The organism is Cellulophaga geojensis KL-A (assembly GCF_000568425.1).
GTDB lineage: Bacteria > Bacteroidota > Bacteroidia > Flavobacteriales > Flavobacteriaceae > Cellulophaga > Cellulophaga lytica.
Window position 1 is genome coordinate 59,755 of sequence record NZ_ARZX01000007.1, and the last position, 20,606, is coordinate 80,360.

A 20,606-nucleotide genomic window follows, 5' to 3' on the forward strand; every position below is an offset into this window, starting at 1 on the left:
ATGTTATATTTGAGTATTAACATTTTTTATAATTTATTTTTAATGACTGGAACAGTAAAATTTTATAATGACTCTAAAGGATATGGATTCATTACAAACGACGAAACAGGAAAAGACATCTTTGTGCATGCAACATCGCTAAACGGAGTAGAGCTAAACGAAGGAGACAAAGTAGAATACGTAGAAGAAGAAGGAAGAAAAGGAGTGGTTGCTGCACAAGTGCAAGTAATCTAATAAAGTATATTTATTTTGATTAAAACAAAAGCCTTGCATTGCAAGGCTTTTTATTTTTAATTCAAGTTTCGTTTTTCAATAAAAAACCGTTTTAAAAGTTCAGAGGCTTCTTTTTCTAATAAACCACCAGATATTTTTGTTTTAGGGTGTAAGGTTGTGCCCATTACAGTAAAACCTCTTTTTACATCTTTAGCTGCGTACACAATTTTAGAAATTTGACTCCAATACAAGGCTCCTGCGCACATTTGGCAAGGTTCTAAGGTTACATAAAGTGTGCAGTTTTCTAAATATTTACCGCCTAAAAAATTTGCAGCAGAAGTTATAGCTTGCATTTCTGCGTGTGCTGTTACATCATTTAATTGTTCTGTTAAGTTATGTGCACGTGCAATTATACGGTCTTTTATAACTATAACAGCTCCAACAGGTACTTCTCCTTTGTTATAAGCAGCTTGTGCTTCTTCTAAGGCTTTTTTCATAAAGTACGTGTCGTCAAAAGGATTTATCATGGAGTAAAAGTATAAAAAATACCAACAGTTTTTAAGCTTAGCTTTAGAGTTTATCAACCTTACCAAATAAAATACAACCTTTTATGTAGCACATTTGGTTGTAAAGCTATAACTCTTTACTTATTTCTTTATTTACTCATAAATACCCTTTAAATTTGCTGTTTAAATGGCATATTTAAACAACATAACAACTCCAGATGATTTGCGCAAAATACCAGCGCAAAACTTGCCAATTGTAGCAAAGGAGCTTAGAGATTTTATTATTGATATTGTTTCTGCTAAAGAAGGGCATTTAGGAGCTAGTTTAGGTGTGGTTGAGCTAACCGTTGCTTTACACTATGTATTTAATACGCCGTTTGATAAATTAATTTGGGATGTAGGTCACCAAGCTTACGGACATAAAATTTTAACGGGTAGAAGTGATGTTTTTGAAACCAATAGGCAACTAAACGGTATTAGTGGTTTTCCTAAACGGGAAGAAAGTATTTATGATGATTTTGGAACAGGGCATAGCTCTACATCTATTTCTGCTATTTTGGGTATGGCAATTGCCTCTAAATTAAAAGGGGAAACTTTAAAGCAGCATATAGCGGTAATTGGAGACGCTTCTATTGCTAGCGGTATGGCTTTTGAAGGGTTAAACCACGCTGGCGTAACAGATGCAAATGTGCTAATAATTTTAAATGATAATGCTATTGGTATAGACCCAAGCGTTGGAGCTTTAAAACAATACCTTACCAATGTTAAAAAAGGTAGTGCAAAGCAAGATAATATTTTTGAAGCGTTAAATTTTAATTATTCAGGACCAATAGATGGCCATAATTTACCTTTACTTATAGAGGAGTTAAACAGACTAAAAACAGTTAAAGGCCCTAAGTTTTTACACGTTATTACTACAAAAGGAAAAGGACTTAAAAAAGCTGAAGAAAACCAAGTAACCTACCACGCGCCAGGTAAATTTAATAAAGTTACAGGAGATTTATTGCCTAAGGTTAACGGAGAGGGAACGCCAAAATATCAAGATGTTTTTGGTTTAACTATTGTTGAGTTAGCTAAAGAAAATAAAAAAATAGTAGGTATTACGCCTGCTATGCCAACAGGTAGCTCTTTAAAAATTATGATGGAAGAAATTCCTGATAGGGCATTTGATGTAGGTATTGCAGAACAACATGCAGTAACTTTAGCTGCTGGTATGGTGGCAGAGGGTTTGGTTCCGTTTTGTAATATATACTCTACTTTTTTGCAACGTGCCTATGACCAGGTTATACATGATGTAGCATTGCAAAACTTGCCAGTAATTTTTTGTTTAGATAGGGCAGGTTTGGTTGGTGAAGATGGTGCCACGCATCATGGTGTTTATGATATTGCTTATTTACGTTGCATACCAAATTTGTTAATTTTTGCTCCTATGAATGAGGAGGAATTAAGAAATATAATGTACACCGCCCAATTGGGATTGCAACAGCCTATTGCAATAAGGTATCCAAGAGGCAGAGGTGTTACTAAAAATTGGAAACAACCATTTACAAAAATTGAGATAGGAAAATCTTTAGAATTAAAAAAAGGCACAGAAATTGTGGTGCTTTCTGTAGGTCATATTGGTAACATGGTTGCGGCTGTTTTAAATGATTTAGACAGTAGTAAAATAGGACACGTTAATATGCGATTTATAAAACCATTAGACGTTACAAAATTATTGTCTATTTTTAACAAATATTCAACAATAGTTACTATTGAGGATGGTTGTAAAATTGGAGGTTTTGGTAGTGCTATTTTAGAGTTTGCAAATACCAATAGCTTTACAAATAAGGTGCATATTTTAGGAATAGATGATGTTTTTGTGCAACATGGCAGTGTAGCGCAACTACATGAAATAAATAATATAGGAGCAAATAGTTTTAAGATTTTTATAGAATCTTTACATGCAAACGAATAGGATTATGTTTAAAAAAACAATTGTAATTTTAGTTTTAACCTTTTGTATAGCGGAAATAAACGCTCAAATTTCTAATCCTGTAGAAACAGATTCTGTTCAGGTAGATACCACTATAGTAGGTACAATTGTAGTTCGTAAGAATCAAGAAAAAATTAAGAATATCCCTAGAGGTGTTAAGCTAGCTAACCCAAGAATTACTTATGAGGCAAACCCACGTAGAGAAAATTTTGGGTGGTTTAAGGTTCCTTCTTTTTGGGATAAAACAAACCATTTAGGTATAGCTATTAATGAGGTGGCTTTTGTAAACTGGAAAGCTGGTGGTAACAACTCTGTATCGGCTATAGGAAATGTAAAATTTGTTCGTAATTACAAGTTTAGATACATACAGTGGAACAATAGTTTAGATCTTAGGTTTGGACTTAGTGCCATAGAAGGTGAGAAATTAAGAAAGGCAGATGATGCAATTCGTTTTAGCTCTACTTTTGCATATAGGAGAGACACAATAAGTAATTGGTACTATTCTGTTAAGGCAAACTTTAATTCGCAATTTGCAGACGGTTATAAATACCCAAATACAGAAGATAAAATTTCTACATTTATGGCACCTGGTTATTTGTTTTTAGGAGCGGGTACTTCTTATATTCCAGAAGGTAAAAAGTTTAACTTATACATATCACCAATAACACAAAAAGCAACTTTTGTGTTAGATCAAGAGTTAGCAAATTCTGGTGCTTTTGGTGTGCAAAAAGCTGAGCGAGATGCAGATGGTAACATCACAAAAGAAGGAGAGCGAACTTTAATGGAATTTGGCTTTTTAGTTACTAATACATGGAAAACAGATGTGGCTAAAAATATGACTTTAGCGCATGACTTAACTCTTTATACAGATTACCTAAATAGTTTTGGTAATATAGATGTAGATTGGGAACTGCGTTTAGATATGAAGGTTAACCAATACGTAAAAGCTAATATTGGCACCAATCTTTTATATGATGATGATGTTGTTTTTGATGAGGTTGTAACAGATGGTGTTGTAACCACACCTGGTAGGCCTAAAATACAATTTAAGCAGCTACTTGGTGTGGGGTTATCTTATGATTTTTAAAGTTGTTTGCCCATAATTTTGTTGTGTATGTGCACAGCGCCACTATCTGATAAGCTTGCCACATAACAGCAGGTATTTAAAAGTAAGTTGTACAAAGGAGCATCTGTATTTTGGTAATGTTCTGGTAATGTTTGTAAAACAATACTATCATAATTAGAAGCAGTACCTTCTGCTGTTTTTACTAAAGCATTTGTGTATACATCTAAAATATCTGATATAATTTTATAGCCAGCTATTTCTTTTTCTATTACCTCTTGTGATTTATAAACCTTAGATACACTTAAAGATATTATGTCTTTTATTTGGGCAATATAGTTGCTTTTATCTAATAAAGATACGTCAAATGAACCATCTAAAATAGCTTCTTCATTTTCTAAAAATATAGCAACTGCATCTGTAATTAATGTGTTTATGGCAAGTGCTCTTAAGTAGCTAAGACGATCTTGCATAAAAACCATTTCGTTGTATTTTTTTGTGTTAATCTTGTCTTTAACTAGCTTAATTAAGTATTCTAAAGCGTAGTCTTCAGATATTAAACCTAGGTTTATGCCATCTTCAAAATCAATAATTGTATAACAAATATCGTCTGCAGCTTCAACCAAATAAGTAAGTGGGTGTCTAGAGAAAGAAATGTCTTTGCCATCTCTGGTTTGCAATAAGCCAAGTTCTTCTGCAACCTCACTAAAAAAATCCTTTTCTGTCTGAAAAAAACCAAATTTTTTATCAGCAATATGTTTTGTGGGCTTTTTGGGTAAAGATTCTTTTGGGTATTTCATAAAAGTACCCAGTGTAGCATAACTTAATCTTAATCCTCCTTCTACACCTGTTCTAGATTCAGTTAGCAGTTTAAACCCGTTAGCATTTCCTTCAAAATCTATAATATCTTGGTATTCTTTGGCTGTAAGTTTGGTTTTGTATTTTTGTCCGTTTCCGGTTTTAAAATATTCGCCAATAGCTTTTTCTCCGCTATGTCCAAATGGAGGATTTCCTATATCATGTGCAAGAGAAGCAACGGCAACAATAGCTCCAAAATCATTATAATGGTATCCGTGAACTTCTTTTAAGTGCGGATGTTTTTCTAGTATTTTTTTTCCAACAATACGTCCTAGACTACGGCCAACCACAGACACTTCTAAACTGTGCGTAAGCCTAGTGTGTATAAAGTCTGTCTTAGAAAGTGGTATAACCTGGGTTTTATCTTGTAAACTTCTAAATGCAGACGAAAATATTACACGGTCATAGTCAACTTCAAAACCCAATCTGGTTTCATCTTGTTCTTTACGTAGTCTTTTATTAGTGTCTCCAAAGCGCTTTAAAGATAGTAATTGTTCCCAATTCATAGTACATGATTTAAAAGTTGCAAGATACTTAAATAGCTTTTTAAATAAAGTAGAATAAACTTAAAAAGTATATTTATACACTATACATTTTATGGTTGTATGGGTTATCTAAAATAACACCTTTGTCTTTAAGTTAGTTTACCTAAATTTGCATCTAGTTAATAATTTAGAAACAATTAATTAACATTTGTAAAAGGATTGTTGCAAGAGGAAAATAGCATTTATGTGTTTTAGAATTTTTACAGTATTGTTTTTTGTAGTAGGTTTAAATACGCTTGAAGCTCAGGAGATTAAAGCACCTAGTTTTGGTAAGGGTATACTAAATATTGTTGGGCAAGATAGTACTTGGACTATGAAAGCATCTGCCCGTTTGCAATTTTTAGGAATTGGACAATGGGGAGAAAATGAAGATGGGAATTTAGCTTCTGTAGGATCTAACTTTTTAGTGCGTAGAGCCAGGTTAAAATTTAGCGGTTTTGCTTACTCTCCTAAATTTAAATATAAGGTTGAGTTGGGGCTGTCTAATAGAGATTTGTCTGGAGGATCTGAGTTTACCCATGATGCTCCACGCTACATTTTAGATGCTTATGTGATGTGGAATTTTTATGAGAATTTTGAACTGTGGATAGGCCAAACAAAATTACCAGGAAATATAGAGCGCATAGTTTCTTCTGCAAATATGCAAATGGTTGATAGATCTTTGTTAAATAGTAGGTTTACAATAGACAGAGATATGGGAATGCAATTACGACATAAATTTAATGTTTCAGAAAATTTTATTGTAAAAGAAGCATTAGCTATTTCTCAAGGAGAAGGAAGAAATGTTAGCAAAGGAAATTTAGGAGGTTACCAATACACAGCAAGAATAGATTTTTTACCTTTTGGTAATTTTACAGGTAATACAGAATTTGTTGGTGCCGATTTAAAACGTGAAAAAAAGCCTAAATTAATGATTGGTGCAGCTTATGATTTTAATAATAACGCTGTAAAAACAAGAAGCAACCAAGGAGATTATATGTATACAGATACCGGTTTTTATGAAACAGACATAAAAACTTTATTTGTAAATGCTATGTTTAAATATAACGGCTTTTCCTTTATGGGTGAATATGCAGACAGAAACGCCGGCGATGCCATTGCTAAAAATAATGATGGTACGGTAACTGGTGATATAGTGCAAGTAGGTAACGGACTAAACTTAATGTCTGGTTATGTGTTTAAAAATAATTGGGAGCTGTCTGGCAGATATACATTTGTAGATTTGGATAAAGATGTCACAGGCAGAAATAAAGAATTGCAATACACATTAGGCGTTTCTAAATACATTGTTGGGCATAAGTTAAAAGTGCAAACAGATGCTACTTATTTAAGCGAAGTAGATGGTCCTGAGGGGCTTATATGTAGACTGCAGTTAGAGGTGCATTTTTAAGTAAAAAAATAACCTTAACATAACGTTAGACAGTTAAAAACAAAGCATATTTGCAAATTGAATTTTTATAAATTATGGAGAGTAATATTTATTTAATAATGATTATAGCTTTAGCGGTTTTGGCTATTGCGGATCTTGTAGTTGGCGTGAGTAATGATGCAGTCAACTTTTTAAATTCAGCTATAGGATCTAAGGCTATTTCCTTTAGATCTATAATGATTGTTGCTAGTGTTGGTATTGCCTGTGGAGCTATATTTTCTAGTGGGATGATGGAGGTTGCTAGAAAAGGTATTTTTAACCCTAATGAGTTCTATTTTAATGAGATTATGTTCATTTTTATGGCCGTAATGATTACAGATATTCTGTTGTTAGATTTTTTTAATACCTTGGGTATGCCTACATCTACAACGGTTTCTATTGTTTTTGAACTTTTAGGTGCAGCTGTGGCAATGGCATTAATTAAAATATTACAGGCTGGTGGTAGTGCATCAGACGTTGTAAATTATATTAATACTTCCAAAGCAACAGAAATTATAATTGGTATTCTCCTCTCCGTTGTTATTGCTTTTTCAATAGGTGCTATTGTACAGTGGTTTTCTCGTTTACTTTTATCTTATGATTTTGATAAAAAAGCAAAATGGGTAGGTTCTGTATTTGGTGGTATTGGTTTATCTGCTATTACCTACTTTATTTTTATGAAAGGTATTAAAGGTACAGCATTTGCTAGTCAGAGTTTTGAGCTTATTGGAGATATGACTATTAAGCACTTTTTAGAGGTTAAGTGGTTTCCTATTGTTTTGGTAAATTTTGTTGTTTGGTTTGTTTTATCATATATACTAACAGCAATTGCAAAGCTTAATATTTATAAAATTATTATTGGTGTTGGTACATTTGCGTTAGCATTAGCCTTTGCTGGTAATGATTTGGTTAACTTTATAGGTGTGCCAATTGCAGCATACCAATCTTATACAGAGTGGTCTGCATCTGGTGTAGACGCAACTGCTTTTAGTATGTCTATTTTGTCAGAAAAAGTGCCTACGCCAACGTTGTTGTTGTTTATTTCGGGTATGATAATGGTTGCAACACTTTGGTTCTCTAAAAAGGCACGCTATGTAGCAGAAACAGAAATAAACTTGTCTAGAGAAGGCGAAGGTAAAGAACGTTTTGAACCTAACTTTTTGTCTAGAGGTATTGTTAGAATAGGAATGGCAATTTCTACATATACATCTGCTGTAATGCCTAAATCTATTTCTGATAAAGTAGAAGCAAGATTTGAAAAACCAAAAATAGCGTTAGCTAAAGATAAAACTTATGAAATGCCTGCTTTTGATATGGTAAGGGCAGCTGTTAACTTAGTTGTTGCGGGTATTTTAATTTCTGTAGCTACATCATTTAAACTACCATTGTCTACAACTTATGTAACTTTTATGGTAGCAATGGGTACTTCTTTAGCAGATAGAGCTTGGGGTGCAGAAAGTGCTGTGTACAGAGTTGCTGGTGTTTTAAATGTTATTGGTGGTTGGTTTGGAACTGCAATTATTGCATTTACTGCAGCTGGTATTATTTTAACTCTTATAAATTTTGGTACTGGTGCAGCTATTTCAATATTATTATTTGTTGCTATTTTATTATTGGCAAGAAACTATATATCATACAATAAAAAATCTAAAGAAATTAAGGCTGAAGATAGCCTTAGAAGAGCAGAAAGTAGTTCTATCCAAGGTGTTATTGTTGAAAGTGCTAAAAACACAGCTAATGTTGTTAAAAGAACAAATAAAATTTATACCAATTCTATTGATGGGTTGGCTAAGCAAAACTTAGACATTCTTAAAAAGAATAAAAAAGGAGTTGTTAAATTGGGTGATGAGGTAGATGATTTAAGAGATCATATCTTTTATTTTATTAAAAACTTAGATGATGCTAGTGTTGGGGCAAGTAATTTTTACATAAATATTTTAGGCTCTTTACAAGATATGACGCAGTCTTTAGAGTATATTACTAAAATATCATACAAGCATATTAATAACAACCATAAAAAATTAAAATATAACCAAATTAAAGAGCTAAAAGAAATAGACTATAAATTAGAGCATATTTTAAATGAAACTCAGGTTGTATTTGAAACGCGTTCTTTTGATGGAATTGCGCAGATTTTAGAAGAAAAAGAGGAGTTGTTTGAGTTACTTTCTCAAAAAATACAAAAACAAGTAGAGCGTACTAGAACAGAAGAATCTAGCCCAAAAAATACTACTTTGTATTTCTCATTATTATTAGAGACTAAAGATTTGATGACGGCTACAATGACTATGTTAGAGTTGTATTACAACGAGCATGATAGTAGTGTACCGCCAGCTACAATTTCATAAGTAGTGAGCATATAAATATAAAGCCCAACAATTATGTTGGGCTTTTTTTTTTTGACTCAATATTTTAATTACAACTAGTTTTTAATCTTATCAGGAGATATAATTTTTAGGTTATAAGTAGCGGTAGTATCTATTGTAATGTTTCTTGTGTAATAGTTGCCCTTTGGTTTATAAACTGGCATTTTACTACTGTGTTTGTTCTTTTGCCTGGTTACGTCTGTTAGATAAAAATTATTTTGCTTGTTGTACTTTTCTAAATTTTTTTCTCTAAACCTAGAGAAAGCATCAGAATTTTTATTGCTGTATAGACTTGTGATATTAGGAGTTGTAGTTTTGTTTAGCAATGTAGAATCTAACGCGAACACATTTTTTTGCTGAGCTAAAGATGCAGTTGCTATTAAGCCTAAAGCTGCTATAAGTATTAAAGATTTTTTCATAGCCTATTTTTCTTACAAAATATTAATTTTTAATTAAACTAAAAATAGTTTTTATACTTTAGGAGTATTATTACCCTTAAAAAAAATATTTTATGAATATTAAATTTTTGTTTTTTACATTTTGTATGCTAGCTTTTGCCAGTTTAAAGGCTCAAGAAACTGGAGCTTTTGAGTTTTTAGACAAAGTAATTGCTCGTTATGATCCTAATAATAATTGGCCTACTTTTAAAGGTGACTTTGTGGTTACAATGAGCACTCCTAATAAAAAAGATAGAGTTACAGATATTCATATAAACCAGCCTAAAAGCACTTTTGTTTTATCTAACGCAAAAGAAGGTAAAAAGCATACTGTTAAGGTTGTAAATGATAGTGTTCATTTTTTTGTTGATGACAGACAGATTGTAAATGAGGAAGAGCAAAAAAAGCTAAAGTTTAATAAGGAACGTGCACTTTTTATGAGAAACTACTATACATACTTATACGGTTTGCCAATGAAACTAAAAGACAAAGGCACTATAGTAGATCCTAAGCTTTATTCTAAAACAATTAATAAAAAATGGTATAAGGTTATTAAGGTAACTTATGATAAAGAAGTAGGTAAAGATACTTGGTATTTTTATTTTAACCCTAAATCTTTAGATATGGAGATGTATCAGTTTTTTCATGACGAAACTAAAAATGATGGAGAATACATTTTATTGTCTAATACAGAAATTATAAATGGTGTGCGTATGCCCGCCGTTAGAGCTTGGTATACCAATAAAGATGATAAGCTTTTAGGTACTGATGTGTTAACTAAAAAGTAGTTTTTAAGATATAAAAAAGAGGGGTAATTTATACAAATTACCCCTCTTTTTATGTGTAGTGCTGTGTTTTATTTAGGTTCTAAAGCTTGGTCTATTTTAGCAATAGCATCTTCATAATGGTAGCGTGTAACAGTATTAATACTTCCATTTTTTGCTACTTTTAATTTAGAGCGTAAGGTTTTTAATTCTCCTCTAACTAAAGAGCTTACATCAGATGTGGTAACATTAAAACTAGATCTGCTGCTATTTTTTGCATTTAATAATGTTTCCATACGTTCTAAATATGTACGTTGTAAGTTTCTACGGTAAATATCTGCGCTTTTACCAATGTAAGCTTCTCTCCATATGCCTTTACGTAAGTCAGACAACATTTCTAAAGCGCTGTAGTATGTTTTGTTTGTGGTTTCTGCATCTAGCAGCCTACCAATGCGGTCTGCGCTTAAAACACCATTTAAATGTCTTGCTTGTACTTTACGTAAATTTTCTGGGTAGCCAGCATAATCTATGTTTTGTAAAATGGCATTATCTACTAACCATGATTGGGTGCTAAACACATTGTCTTGTAACCATTTCATAGACTCTTTTTGCTTAGTTTTGCTTAAAGGTGTATACACGGGACCATTTTGTTTTGGTGTTTTTAAGTTTTCAAAAACACCACCAATATTGGTTACTACATGGCCTGCGTATCTACTATAAACACCTAATAATTCTCCGTATAATTCTTCTAAATCATCATAGTTATTTGTTTGGTCAGATGTCCAATTGCTAAGGTTTTTTGCTACATATTTAAGGTTTTTTACTCCGTATGAGCTTGCTTTAACTGGATCATCTCCTAATCCTTCAGTTTGTGATTGAGGATCAAAACGGCTAGACTGTCTTCCAAATTTATAAATAGGATTGTCTGCTTTTTCTAAGATCCATTTACTTAAAGTAGGTACTTCTGCTTCAGGAGAATTAGCCGCTAAATAACGATAACCCCAGTTTGTGACATAATGGTCATAAGGTCCCATTTGTCTAATAAATCTAATGTTTTTATCTCCTGGTTGCGCAATATAATTGTAGCGAGCATAATCCATTATACTAGCAGCAATACCATTTTTTTGAGTAAATTCTCCATTACGTAAAGAGTCTACAGGATAAGCATAACTTGCAGCCATATTGTGAGGGTAACCTAATGCATGGCCAACCTCATGTGCTATAACCATACGCATCATATCTCCTATTTCTTTAGGTTTGGTGTTAAGTGTTCTTGCATTAGGGTTAGCAGCACCAGTTTCTAATAAATACCTGTTTCTGTAACTACGTAAATGGTTGTGGTACCAAATAATATCACTCTCAATAATTTCTCCGCTTCTTGGGTCAGATACACTTGGGCCAACTGCATTTCTTGTTGTGCTAGCAACATAGCGTATCATAGAATATCTAATGTCTTCAGGGCTAAATTCTGGGTCTTCTTCTGGTGTAGGAGCGTCTCGTGCAATTATTGCATTTTTAAAACCAGCAGTTTCAAATGGTTTTTGCCAGTCTTCAATACCTTGTTTAATGTATTCTTTTAAATTTTCAGGTGTACCAGGATCTAAGTAGTAAACAATTGGTTTTATAGGCTCTACCAATTCTCCTCTTGCATATGCTTCAGGGTCTTTTGGTTCTAACCTCCAACGTCTAATGTATGTTTTTTTATCTGCTTTTAGCTCGTCACTACCAAAATCATACTGACTAACAGTAAAAAAACCAACCCTTGGGTCAAAAATACGTGGTTGCATTGGTTGCTCTGGTAACAAAATCATAGACTGATTTATTTGTAAGCTAATAGATTCTGTTGCTCTAAGTGTAGATGGTTCTGATGCATTAAAAGTAAAGTCTTGTTTTACTTCTATGTTTTCAGGAAAACTTTTAACACTGTTTATAAAACTACGTTTTGGATCTAATCTTTTTACTTTGTATGTTTTTCTTAATCTGCTAGATAGTCCGCTAATTGCAGGTACATCTGTGTTAAATAAAGCAGTTACGTCTACAACAACACTTGTAGAGTCTGTGTTAAAAGCTTCTATGTCAAAAGCAAATAGGGTAGGCTCATAGTTGTTAACTTTTACAGATGCACTTATTGCTTTGCTGCTATCTGCAACATTATCATAAGATTTTGCTTTAAGTAAAATTTTGTCTTGAAAACGAACCCAATGTACTAATTGCTCATTGGTTTTAGAGCCGGCATTCATATATCCGCCGCCAAGTCCGGTAGGTATTTTAGCTATTCTAGTAACCCAAAGCATATCTTTGTTTAGCTTGCTAAAAGGTATTTCGTATAAATACTTTTTATCAACCTTATGCACTGTAAAGAGACCATTGTCAGTAACGGCATCTTTTGTTACAACCTGACTGTAATTTTTAATGTCTCCTTTTTTTGGTTTTTGAGCAGGAGCTGTTTGTTCTGTTTTCCCTTTTTTAGATTTTTTTTTCTTTTGGGCAGTTGTGCTAGCAGCAGAAAATAACGATGCTGCTATGCAAAATAAGAGTATTTTTTTCATTAGTGGTTTGTTAGGGCTACAATATAATAAATGTAGAATTGTATGTTTGTTAGTGAAAAGTTAATATAATAATAGATTGTTCATAACAATTATAAATAATCACGGTATGCCGTGATAGTTAACATAATAACTTTGTTTATTTTTGCACCACATTAAAAATAAGAAATGAAAAACTACCTTGTACATACCTGTTTAATTGCTTTTGTATTTGTAAGTTGCAAAAACATAAAGCAAGAAAAGGATGACAAGGGTATGGAAACGGTAACTAGTTCTTTAGAACCGTTTTCTTCTGATGAAAAAAAACTTGTAGTTAGCACTATTAAAGACGCATATAACTCTACAGAATTTGTGGTGAAATACAATAACTACATAGAGTTTTTTAATACTTATGATGATAAAGTACGTAAATCTTACGCTAATTACTTAAGTTGGGTTAACCAAAAAGAGACTAGCGGAACTACAAATTTAAAAAGTAAAATTGGTTTACCTTTAGAAGAGTTAAACATTTTAAAATCTACCATAGTTCATAGTCCTGCTATAAAAAAGGTAGATGCCAATATGCTTTTGGTGTACAAAACTGCAGAAATTTTATACAATACTATTTTAGAAGTAGATGCGTATTATAAAAAAGGAATTGTAGAGTCTGTAGATGTTAATAAAACTAAAAAGCTTCACATAAAATTGCTAGAAGCTTACCGTAATTACTTTTCTACTTTTGATGATATGTCTATTGTTTTTTACAGGTTGCAAGACGATGTTGAAAAGTATAAAAAAGAGAAGTATAAAGAGCAAGAGTTGGTAGTGCAATACAATTTATTTACTGCTATAAATGCTACAGAGGCTATTTTAAATGAAATTGGAGGTAGAGATGTAGACGGACTTTTAACTTTAGATTTTACGGTAATTAACCAAAAAATAAAAGAGCTTAGAGCGGCATATGTTGCATTAGAAGGATTGAAGGAAAACCAAGATTTAATAGTAAAAGAATTTGGTAAGCCTATGCCAGTTGTTACTAATTTTACCAACCATTTAGGAAACATTTTAATGGGGTTAACTAGTTTAAAATTGCGTATTGCTAATAATGATTTTGATTATGGTAAAGATCATCCAAACATTGCTGCAGACGGTTCTCCTTTAAAACTAGAGCTAGAATTTATAGCTATGGTAAACGAATACAGAAGCATAAATTAAGTATTTACCTATAAAAATTCATTTCATCCATATACTTAAAAACTGCGGCAGGTAATAAAGGCGTAATGTTTTTACCTAATTTGTGATTTTTACGAATAAACGTAGATGAGATTTCCATTATAGGAGCATCTGTTACCATTTTTATTTTAGGGTTATTTTTAAATTGATGGTCTATTGTGCCAGAAGAAACCCTAGGGTACACATAAATATTGTGGTTTTCTAAAATAACCTCGTAGTTTTTCCACTTATGAAGACTTTTTAGGTTGTCTTCTCCCATTATTAATGAAAAACCGTAACCATTTGGGTACTTCTCTAGTAAATGAGCTAAAGTATGTACCGTATAATTGGGTTGTGGTAAATTAAACTCTATGTTAGATGGTTTTAGTTTAGGGTATTCTTCTGTAGCCTCTAAAACCATTTGGTACCTGTGGTGATTGCTTAATAAAGATTGTTTTGTTTTAAACGGACTCTGAGGTGTTATTACAAACCAAACTTCGTCTAAATCTGTAAATTCTACTAAGTGGTTTGCTATAACTAAGTGTCCTAAATGTATTGGGTTAAAGGTTCCAAAATACAACCCTACTTTCTTCATTTTACGCTTCTTTTTCTGGGTTTGGCTTGCTTATAAAATCTTCAACCAGTTTTTCTGCTTCAGCTAAAGCAGTGTCTAAATCGTAATTTTTAATAACGGTATCAAATTGTGGAGCGGTAGCTAATTCTACAGATGCTTTTGCTATACGCATATTAATTTTATCGTCGCTTTCTGTGCTACGCTTTTTTAACCTAATCTTAAGCTCGTCTATGCTAGGTGGCTTTACAAAAACTGCCAGTGTTTGTTCTGGAAATTTCTTTTTTATACGCAATCCTCCAACAACATCTATGTCAAAAATAACGTTTTTGCCTTCAGCCCATAAACGTTCTACTTCTGTTTTTAGTGTTCCGTAAAAGTTATCTCTGTAAACCTCTTCCCATTCTAAAAAATCATCGTTTTTTATATGGTTTTTAAATTCAGATAATGATAAAAAATAGTAGTGTTCGCCATTTTTTTCTTTTCCTCTTTTAGGTCTAGATGTTGCAGATACTGAAAATGCTAGGTTTAAGTGTTTTTTACCTAATAAATGTCTAACTATAGTTGTTTTGCCACTACCAGATGGTGCTGAAAATATGATAAGTTTGCCGCCTTTCATTATAAAACATTTAGCATTTGTTCTTTAATTTTTTCAAGCTCGTCTTTCATTTGCACTACCAACTGTTGCATTGGCGCATAATTAGCTTTAGAGCCAATGGTGTTAATTTCTCTACCAATTTCCTGAGATATAAAACCTAATTTTTTTCCGTTAGAGTCGGCAGAGTTTATTGTAGTTGTAAAGTAAGATAAGTGGTTTGCTAAACGAACTTTTTCTTCTGTAATGTCATATTTCTCCAAATAGTAAATAAGTTCTTGTTCAAACCTATTTTCGTCTACATCAGTCTTTAAGTCAGATACAGCTTTTTCTAAACGTTCTCGTAATGCAGTTTGCCTGTCTGGATCTATAGCAATTACTTGTTGTAGCAAGCTTTCTAATGAAGTAATACGTTGTTTAAAGTCTTGTTCTAAAACAGCGCCTTCTTCAGTTCTAAATACGTTAATTTCTTTTAAGGCTTCTACAAGTGTATTTTGTATTGCTTTGTACTCTTCAGCGTCAATTTCTTCACGCTCTGTTTTCATAGCATCTGGTAAACGTAAAGCCATTTCTAAAAGCTTAACATCATCACCTTCTGCTATGTTTTTTAATTGTTGCATGTACTGCTTAACAATTGCTTCATTTATTTGTGATGAAGTATCTGCTCCAGTACTTTCAATATAAAGATTAAAGTCTATTTTACCTCTTTGTAAGCCATTAGCAATAGTTTTGCGTAACTCCAATTCTTTCTCTCTGTATGCAGATGGCATACGTGCATTTAAATCTAAACTTTTGCTGTTTAAAGACTTAATTTCAATAGTAATTTTTTTTGATGGAAGTTGCACTACGTGTTTTCCAAATCCGGTCATGGACTGAATCATATATTGTAAATTTTATGCAAATATAATTAAACTATACTAGTTGAGGCTACCAGTCTATTCTAATAACGCTATTTCACTAGTTTGAAAACAAATGATAGGATAAATACTTTAATTTTCTGATTAAAGTAAAAAATTCTGCCTAGTTGTAATAGACAGAATTTTTCTGGTTTTAAAGAATTGTTATTAGAGTTCTCTTACCCAAATATTTCTATAACTAACCCTGCTGTTGTCTCCGTGATCTTGCAATCTTAAAGGGGCTTTACCGTGAGCTTCGTTTTTAGGCCATCCAATGTAAGGTGTTGTGCCTTTAATTTCTACATGGTCTAAAACTAGAATTCCGTTGTGTAAAAGTGTTAGTGTCCCAGATTTTATTTTTTTACCAGCTTTATTAAATTCTGGTGCGTGGTACACAACATCATAAGTGTTCCACTCTCCAGTAGGTACAGATGCTTTTGCAAGCGGAATATGTTGTTTGTATATTGAGCCAACTTGTCCGTTTACATAAGTATCATTATTGTTGTTATCTAGTACTTGTATTTCATACCTATCTTGAAGAAACACACCACTATTTGCACGGTTTTGTCCATCTCTTAAAATTTCTTTAGGAGACCTCCATTCTATATGCAGTTGTATACTGCCAAATTCCTTTTTTGTTTTAATGTCTCCAGATTTATCTTTTACTGTAAAAAAACCATCTTCTTCATTAACATCCCAAGGGGCTGGTTTGCCATCTGTACCAACCCATTGGTCTAAGTTATTACCGTTAAATAATACAATAGCATCACTAGGAGCGGCATTATTTTTTGCAGGTGTAACTGTTGGTGGTACTGGTTTGTATAATTCTGTTTCTTCAGGTTTTGTAGGTTCTGTGCCACTGTATTCCTCGTGGATTATGTAATCTACTTCAGATTTGGTTTCAGGGGTTTCTACTTTTGCTTTCTCTTGGCAGCTAATAATTAGAAGCCCTAAAAGAGACCAGATAATTTTTTTCATGCTTAATTTAATTCTTTAATTTTTATGTTTCTGTATGATACCACATCACCGTGGTCTTGCACGCCAATTTTACCTGTTTTATATTTAGCAAAACCATCCCAGCCGTTAAATTTAGAATTCTCTAGTAAGGAGTTCCATTCTTCTCCTTCTAAAGGAAATTCTGCTACCGTAACACCATTTAAAACAGAACTACCTTTGTTGGTGTTGTGGTTAATTGTAATAACTGTTGTATTCCACTCTCCAACTGGTTTTGTTGCGTCTTTACTAGGAGCAACTAAATCATATAAAGCACCAGCTTGGCGATCTGTTCCGTTTTTTGCATCAGGGTGTTTTTGGTTGTCTAGCACCTGTACTTCTAAACCTGTTTCATAAGGCTGTCCGTATGTGCCATCATCTTTAATTCCCCAAAAAATACCACTATTTCCTCCTTCAGATATTTTCCAATCTATAGACAATACAAAATTTGTGTATTCTTTTTTAGAAACAAGATTGTAATGGGTGTCTTTAGGTCTGTTTGTTGGTGGATGAAAAACTAGGGCGTCACCTTCAATCTTCCAATTTTCAATAGCGTTATCGTTTCCGTACAATTTTAAATTGTCAAGGTTACTGCCATCAAAAAGCACTGTCCATTCATTTTTTGTAGGTGCTTCTTTTATGGTGTTTTCTGCAGTAATTTCTTTTTCTTTTGTTTCTTGGGTTGCTTTGTCTTTGCAGCTAAAAGTTAATGCAGTTAAGCAGCTTATTAATACTAATTTTTTCATAAGTAGTTATTGTTGTTTGTTATTTTAAATGCCTAACATTTTTTTTAGCAACTCTTTATCTGTACCAGTTTTAGCAAAATCATCAAAAGTTTTTTCTGTAGCTTCAATTATGTGGTCTTGTATAAATTTAGCACCTTCTGTAGCACCTTGCTCAGGACTTTTAATACAGCATTCCCATTCCATAGTAGCCCAAACATCGCATCCATATTGGGTAAGCTTAGAGAAAATAGTTTTAAAATCTATTTGTCCGTCTCCTAAAGAACGATACCTTCCTGCCCTGTCTTTCCAGTCATTATAACCACCAAAAGCACCTTTTTTGCCTGTTGGGTTAAACTCAGAATCTTTTACGTGAAAAGACTTTATGTATGGATGGTAATGGTCTATAAAAGCAATATAGTCTAGTTGTTGTAGTACAAAATGACTTGGGTCATACAAAATATTTACACGTTTGTGGTTGCCTGTAGCTTCTAAAAAACGCTCAAAGGTATCTCCGTCATGAAGGTCTTCTCCTGGATGAATTTCATAGCAAACATCTACATCTTCTTTGTCAAAATGGTCTAGTATAGGTAACCATCTAGCCGCAAGTTCTTCAAAACCAAGTTCTACTAAACCAGGAGGTCTTTGTGGCCAAGGGTGCATTGTATGCCATAACAAAGAACCAGAAAAAGTAGCGTGAGATTTAATACCTAATCGCCTACTTGCAGTACCAGCTTTTTTAACTGTTTCTATTGCCCATTCTGTTCTTGCTTGTGGATTTCCACGTAAATGTTCTGGTGCAAAACCATCAAACATTACGTCATAAGCTGGGTGTACAGCAACCAATTGTCCTTGTAAATGAGTAGATAGTTCTGCAATTTCTAAACCATAAGAATTTACTTTTGCTTTAAGTTCATCACAATATTCTTGGCTATCTGCGGCCTTGTCTAGGTCTATTAAAAAAGTTTCCCAAGTAGGTATTTGTATACCCTTATACCCAAGGTCTGCTGCCCATTTGCATAATCCTTCTAAGGAATTAAATGGAGCTTTACTGTCTACAAATTGTGCTAAAAATACCGATGGACCTTTTATTGTCTTCATTTTATGTAATTTAATGCTATATTTAACGTTTAATTTTTAAGGCTATAAAGAAGAATAACCCAAGTTATAAATATAATAATTTGTAAACGATTTGGGGTAGCTTTTTATACGAATTGAGTGGTTTTGTGCGACGAACAACATAAAAACCGTATTGGACTAAAAATATAAATTTATATCTGTGGAAAACAATAAATCGGCTAAGAATTTATGGGGAGATTATTTAGATAAGCATTTGGAAGATGCTTTTGTAAAAGACCCTAAAGTAGAACATTTCTGCGATAATGAAAAAGATGCAAATGAGTGTGCTACACTGGTTGTGAAAGGAATAAAAAAAGCAACTACGCACTCTTTACTTGGTTTGCAATTGCGTAATGAATCCTTACCAAAAATAGGTGATTTTAGAATTGTTACCGACTGGAGTGGCCAAGCAAAATGTATTGTGCGTACTACGGCTGTTAAATTAAAGCCTTTGTTTAGTATTGACGAAAGTTATGCGCAGAAAGAGGGCGAGGGAAATAAAAGTTTGTCGTATTGGAGAACTACACACGTAGATTATTATACAAGAGAATTGGCAGAGTTTAAACGTAAGCCCACAGATAGTATGATAGTTGTTTGTGAGGAATTTGAAAAAGTTTTTTAAACTGGCACTACATTATATAAAAAAAGCCACACTTTTAAAGTGTGGCTTTTTGTTTTTGTATTGGTGTATTAGTTAATCTAAATCTATCCAAATATTTCCTTTTTGGTGAGAGGTTACGCTACTTTGTATAAAGTTAAGACCACGCACACCATCTAACATTGTTGGGAATTCCCCATCATTGTACTTTTCACCTCTTACAGCTCTGGCAACGCCTAAATAAATGTTTGCCATTGCATCAAAAATACCTTCTGGATGTCCTGGAGGTAATTTGGTTCCGTCTAAAGATAAATCAGAGTTATAAGCGTGTCCTGGTTTGTATACCTGCAAAGGTTTATCATCACTCATAACATACAGATAATTTGGGTTTTCTTGCTCCCATTTTAACCCGCCTTTGTTCCCGTAAATTTTAATGGTAAGTCCGTTTTCTTCACCAGTAGCTATTTGGCTAGCTCTAATAATACCTTTTGCGTTACTGTTAAAACGAACAAGAGCTGTACCGTCTATGTCCATTTTATTATCATCATATAAATAATTTAAATCTGATAATAAAGATTTTATTTGCATACCAGTTGTGTACTCTATCATATTAAACGCGTGTACACCTATGTCTCCCATACAACAGCTAATGCCAGATTTTTCGGGATCTAAACGCCAAGTGCTGGCTCTTTTATCCTTTTCATGAATTATAGGGTTTATCCATCCTTGGTAGTATTGCGCATCTACTTTTTGAATGTCTCCTATAGCACCAGCTTTAATCATTTCTCGCATTTGGCGTACCATAGGGTAGCCAGTATACGTATGTGTAACGGCAAAAATTGTACCTGCTTTTTCTAAAGTAGCTTGTAAAATTTTAGCCTCTTCGTAAGTGGTTGTCATTGGTTTTTCACAAATAACATGAAAGCCATTTTCTAATAACTTTTTAGCCATAGGAAAATGTAAAAAGTTAGGAGTAAGTATAGAGCATACTTGTATTCTTTCTTCTGCAGGTAGTTTTAATTCTTCCTCAATAAGTGTATCAAAATCTTTATATATTCTGTTGGTAGGAATATCTATTTGTTTTGCAAAACTTAAGCTATCTTCTAAATTAGGATTAAAAACAGCACCAGTAATTTGGTAATTGTCATTAATAAAAGAAGCAACCCTGTGTAAAACACCAATTAAAGAATCTCCACCGCCACCTAGAATTCCTAGTCTAATTTTTTTACTCATAAAAGTA

At 33.0% G+C, this 20,606-nt stretch carries 19 protein-coding genes; 8 read left to right on the plus strand and 11 right to left on the minus strand.

Annotated elements, in window-relative coordinates:
- The first annotated feature begins 42 nt into the window (after window positions 1–42).
- Window positions 43–234 carry a cold-shock protein gene (locus KLA_RS07320; RefSeq protein WP_034644878.1) on the plus strand — a complete coding sequence of 64 codons (192 nt, stop codon included), beginning with the start codon at window positions 43–45 and terminating at the stop codon, window positions 232–234.
- 56 nt (window positions 235–290) lie between these two features.
- Here the strand turns inward: KLA_RS07320 and KLA_RS07325 are convergent, their stop codons facing one another.
- Window positions 291–740, minus strand: coding sequence for a nucleoside deaminase (locus KLA_RS07325; protein WP_034644750.1), 450 nt, complete (start codon window positions 738–740; stop codon window positions 291–293).
- Window positions 741–906: 166 nt separating this feature from the next.
- On the opposite strand from KLA_RS07325, the gene KLA_RS07330 reads away from it, so the two are divergent.
- Both KLA_RS07330 and KLA_RS07335 read left to right on the plus strand, forming a co-directional pair.
- Window positions 907–2,676, plus strand: coding sequence for a 1-deoxy-D-xylulose-5-phosphate synthase (locus tag KLA_RS07330; RefSeq protein WP_034644752.1), 1,770 nt, complete (start codon window positions 907–909; stop codon window positions 2,674–2,676).
- Between the two features lie 4 nt (window positions 2,677–2,680).
- Window positions 2,681–3,781 (plus strand): DUF3078 domain-containing protein, encoded by a 1,101-nt coding sequence (locus KLA_RS07335; RefSeq protein ID WP_034644753.1) that lies wholly within the window; start codon window positions 2,681–2,683, stop codon window positions 3,779–3,781.
- On the opposite strand, the gene dgt is transcribed toward KLA_RS07335, so the two are convergent.
- Window positions 3,778–5,121 carry a dGTP triphosphohydrolase gene (gene dgt, locus KLA_RS07340; protein ID WP_013621220.1) on the minus strand — a complete coding sequence of 448 codons (1,344 nt, stop codon included), beginning with the start codon at window positions 5,119–5,121 and terminating at the stop codon, window positions 3,778–3,780. The two genes, KLA_RS07335 and dgt, sit on opposite strands and share 4 nt — an antisense overlap.
- 223 nt (window positions 5,122–5,344) lie before the next feature.
- Here dgt and KLA_RS07345 point away from each other — a divergent pair, with 223 nt between their 5' ends.
- Both KLA_RS07345 and KLA_RS07350 read left to right on the plus strand, forming a co-directional pair.
- Window positions 5,345–6,550, plus strand: coding sequence for a porin (locus tag KLA_RS07345; RefSeq protein ID WP_034644754.1), 1,206 nt, complete (start codon window positions 5,345–5,347; stop codon window positions 6,548–6,550).
- A 74-nt stretch (window positions 6,551–6,624) separates the two neighbouring features.
- The gene (locus KLA_RS07350; protein ID WP_013621222.1) at window positions 6,625–8,916 is read left to right on the plus strand and encodes an inorganic phosphate transporter; all 2,292 of its coding nucleotides are present in this window, start codon (window positions 6,625–6,627) and stop codon (window positions 8,914–8,916) included.
- 74 nt (window positions 8,917–8,990) lie between these two features.
- Here KLA_RS07350 and KLA_RS07355 read toward each other — a convergent pair whose 3' ends face one another.
- Window positions 8,991–9,353 (minus strand): hypothetical protein, encoded by a 363-nt coding sequence (locus KLA_RS07355; protein WP_034644756.1) that lies wholly within the window; start codon window positions 9,351–9,353, stop codon window positions 8,991–8,993.
- A 92-nt stretch (window positions 9,354–9,445) separates the two neighbouring features.
- Here KLA_RS07355 and KLA_RS07360 point away from each other — a divergent pair, with 92 nt between their 5' ends.
- Window positions 9,446–10,159, plus strand: coding sequence for a DUF6503 family protein (locus tag KLA_RS07360; protein ID WP_034644758.1), 714 nt, complete (start codon window positions 9,446–9,448; stop codon window positions 10,157–10,159).
- Between the two features lie 68 nt (window positions 10,160–10,227).
- On the opposite strand, the gene KLA_RS07365 is transcribed toward KLA_RS07360, so the two are convergent.
- A complete protein-coding gene (locus KLA_RS07365) occupies window positions 10,228–12,684 on the minus strand; it encodes a zinc-dependent metalloprotease (protein ID WP_034644759.1) in 2,457 nt (818 codons plus the stop codon).
- A 165-nt stretch (window positions 12,685–12,849) separates the two neighbouring features.
- Here KLA_RS07365 and KLA_RS07370 point away from each other — a divergent pair, with 165 nt between their 5' ends.
- Window positions 12,850–13,875 carry a YiiG family protein gene (locus KLA_RS07370; protein ID WP_013621226.1) on the plus strand — a complete coding sequence of 342 codons (1,026 nt, stop codon included), beginning with the start codon at window positions 12,850–12,852 and terminating at the stop codon, window positions 13,873–13,875.
- A 4-nt stretch (window positions 13,876–13,879) separates the two neighbouring features.
- Here the strand turns inward: KLA_RS07370 and nadD are convergent, their stop codons facing one another.
- The 6 genes from nadD to KLA_RS07400 form a co-directional block, all read right to left on the minus strand.
- Window positions 13,880–14,467, minus strand: a complete 588-nt coding sequence (gene nadD / locus KLA_RS07375; RefSeq protein ID WP_034644760.1) for a nicotinate (nicotinamide) nucleotide adenylyltransferase — start codon at window positions 14,465–14,467, stop codon at window positions 13,880–13,882.
- Between the two features lies 1 nt (window position 14,468).
- Complete coding sequence (gmk, locus tag KLA_RS07380; protein WP_013621228.1) at window positions 14,469–15,062, minus strand: guanylate kinase; 594 nt, start codon at window positions 15,060–15,062, stop codon at window positions 14,469–14,471.
- The gene (locus KLA_RS07385; protein ID WP_034644762.1) at window positions 15,062–15,919 is read right to left on the minus strand and encodes a YicC/YloC family endoribonuclease; all 858 of its coding nucleotides are present in this window, start codon (window positions 15,917–15,919) and stop codon (window positions 15,062–15,064) included. Before KLA_RS07385 ends, gmk begins: the two co-directional genes overlap by 1 nt.
- Window positions 15,920–16,102: 183 nt before the next feature.
- A complete protein-coding gene (locus KLA_RS07390; protein ID WP_034644764.1) occupies window positions 16,103–16,912 on the minus strand; it encodes a DUF1080 domain-containing protein in 810 nt (269 codons plus the stop codon).
- 2 nt (window positions 16,913–16,914) lie between these two features.
- Complete coding sequence (locus KLA_RS07395) at window positions 16,915–17,673, minus strand: DUF1080 domain-containing protein (RefSeq protein ID WP_034644765.1); 759 nt, start codon at window positions 17,671–17,673, stop codon at window positions 16,915–16,917.
- Window positions 17,674–17,697: 24 nt separating this feature from the next.
- Window positions 17,698–18,750 carry a sugar phosphate isomerase/epimerase family protein gene (locus KLA_RS07400; RefSeq protein ID WP_034644767.1) on the minus strand — a complete coding sequence of 351 codons (1,053 nt, stop codon included), beginning with the start codon at window positions 18,748–18,750 and terminating at the stop codon, window positions 17,698–17,700.
- Window positions 18,751–18,928: 178 nt separating this feature from the next.
- Between KLA_RS07400 and KLA_RS07405 the strand changes: the two genes are divergently transcribed.
- Window positions 18,929–19,390: an ASCH domain-containing protein gene (locus KLA_RS07405; RefSeq protein WP_034644769.1), complete on the plus strand. Its 462-nt coding sequence runs from the start codon at window positions 18,929–18,931 to the stop codon at window positions 19,388–19,390.
- A gap of 72 nt (window positions 19,391–19,462) precedes the next feature.
- Here the strand turns inward: KLA_RS07405 and KLA_RS07410 are convergent, their stop codons facing one another.
- Window positions 19,463–20,599 carry a Gfo/Idh/MocA family protein gene (locus tag KLA_RS07410; RefSeq protein ID WP_034644770.1) on the minus strand — a complete coding sequence of 379 codons (1,137 nt, stop codon included), beginning with the start codon at window positions 20,597–20,599 and terminating at the stop codon, window positions 19,463–19,465.
- Window positions 20,600–20,606: the final 7 nt, after the last annotated feature.